This is a genomic window from Allobosea sp. CER48 (assembly GCF_044752385.1).
In the GTDB taxonomy this organism is placed as follows: Bacteria; Pseudomonadota; Alphaproteobacteria; order Rhizobiales; family Beijerinckiaceae; genus Allobosea.
In genome coordinates, this window is sequence record NZ_JBIWYK010000611.1 from 1 (window position 1) to 1,562 (window position 1,562).

Here is a 1,562-nt window from a genome sequence, read left to right on the forward strand (position 1 = left end):
GCTGCGCGCTTGCCCCGGAATGACGGGGAGGGTGGCCTCGCCCTCACAGTCGACGCCTGGTCTCCAGCGAGCGGCTCCAGCGCGATAGGGCAAAGCAGATCAGCCAGTAGATCGCCCCCGAAAAGACATAGGCCTCCATGTTCATGCCCACCCAGTTGGGATCGGCGAGCGAAGCCTGGGCGATGCCGAGCAGATCGAGGATCGAAACGACCAGCACCAGCGTGGTGTTCTTGATCAGCGCGATGAACTCGTTGGTCATGGCCGGCAGCGAGATGCGCAGCGCCTGCGGCAGGACGATGAGGCCCGTCGCCTTCCAGTAGTTGAGGCCGAGCGCCGTGGCTGCCTCGCGCTGGCCTTTCGGCAAGGCCTGAAGGCCGCCGCGCACCGCCTCTGCCATATAGGCGGCGATGACGAAGCCGAGCCCGATCACGGCGCGCGCCAGCCGGTCGATGCCGATGCCGCCGGGCAGGATCAGCGGCAGCAGCAGCGAGGCGAGGAAGATCACGGCGATGATGGGCACGCCGCGCCAGAACTCGATGAAGACGATGCTGATCAGCCGTATGACGCGCAGCTCCGACTGCCGACCGAGCGCGAAGAGAATGCCGAGCGGGATCGCGATCAGGCTCGCATAGACCGAGATGAACAGGGTGAGCATCAGCCCGCCCCATTCACGCGTTTCGATATAGCGCAGCCCGAAGCCGCCCGAGAGCAGCCAGATGCCGAGCGGCGGCAACAGCACCAGCATCGCGAGACCGAGCCTGAGCTTGAACCGCTGTGGAGCAAACACGACGGCGGCGATGCCGAGCGCGAATGCGATGCCGGCAATGTCCACGCGCCAGCGCTGGTCGACGGGATAGAGCCCGTACATGAACTGGCCGAAGCGGGCCTTGATGAAGACCCAGCAGGCGCCGCCCGGGGCGCAATCGGCCCGCGTCGTGCCCGTCCAGGTCGCGTCGATCAGCGCCCAGCGGATGATGGGCACGGCAAGCCAGGCGATGCCGAAGGCCAGGACCAGCGTGGTGAAGCCGGTGAAGGGGGTGCCGAAGAGGCGTTCGCGCCAGAGCGAGAGGGAGGAGGTCCGGTTCATCGCGTCACCAGGGCGATACGGGCGTTGTACCAGTTCATGAAGGCGGACACGGCAAGGCCGATGACGAGATAGACGGCGAGCGTCATGGCGATGATCTCGATCGCCTGGCCGGTGTTGTTGAGCGCCGAGCCCATGAAAAGGCTGACCACGTCGGGATAGGCGATGGCCGCACCGAAGGACGAGTTCTTCAGCACGTTGAGGTACTGGTTGGTCATCGGCGGGATCATCACCCGCAGAGCCTGCGGTATGGTGACGAGACGCAGGATCTGGCCTGGGCGAAGCCCGAGCGCCGAACCGGCCTCGGTCTGGCCGTGCGAGACCGACTGGATGCCGCCGCGCACGATCTCGGCGATAAACCCGGCAGTATAGGTGACGAGGGCCGCGAGCAGCGCGACGAATTCGGGAATCACGGCAAAGCCGCCGCGGTAGTTGAAGCCCCGGAGCGCCGGAACGTCCCAGCGCGTCGCCAGCGTGG

At 66.3% G+C, this 1,562-nt stretch carries 2 protein-coding genes; both read right to left on the reverse strand.

Features of this window, described 5'->3' with window-relative positions; genetic code table 11:
• Positions 1 to 43: 43 nt before the first annotated feature.
• Complete coding sequence (locus ACIPIA_RS15985; RefSeq protein ID WP_400510959.1) at positions 44 to 1,087, reverse strand: amino acid ABC transporter permease; 1,044 nt, start codon at positions 1,085 to 1,087, stop codon at positions 44 to 46.
• Positions 1,084 to 1,562: ABC transporter permease subunit (locus ACIPIA_RS15990; protein WP_400510960.1), on the reverse strand; the 479-nt coding region annotated here is incomplete at its 5' end. The genes ACIPIA_RS15985 and ACIPIA_RS15990, both read right to left, overlap by 4 nt.

Excerpts from the sequence above, each read along its gene's own strand:
- ACIPIA_RS15985 (WP_400510959.1), bottom strand. The coding sequence starts at position 1,087 with ATGAACCGGACCTCCTCCCTCTCGCTCTGGCGCGAACGCCTCTTCGGC.